General features: G+C 69.6%; 1 protein-coding gene. It reads right to left on the reverse strand.

Annotation, left to right across the window (positions count from 1 at the left end):
• On the reverse strand, nt 1–247 hold a 247-nt coding region (locus H926_RS25800), incomplete at both ends, for a hypothetical protein (RefSeq protein ID WP_043608027.1).

A 247-nucleotide genomic window follows, 5' to 3' on the forward strand; every position in this document is an offset into this window, starting at 1 on the left:
GATCCGCTCGAGATGTGCGGGTAACGCACCGCGGTTGGCCTTGCGCGGCCGCGCGCCTCCAGCCTTGACGATAGCCGCCTCGCGCGCGGCGCGCGCCTGGCCGAGCGCGGTCTCGACATCTTCGAGGCCGAACTCGAGTTGGTCGGGATCGAGTTGCTCGGACTTGCGCCCGAACCGGTGGCGCATGAACGCGTCGATGATCGACTGGAGCCGCTCGATCTCCGCATCGGCCTCGCCCTTGGCGACC

It is taken from the genome of Novosphingobium sp. B-7, from assembly GCF_000410615.1.
Classification (GTDB): Bacteria; Pseudomonadota; Alphaproteobacteria; order Sphingomonadales; family Sphingomonadaceae; genus Novosphingobium; species Novosphingobium capsulatum.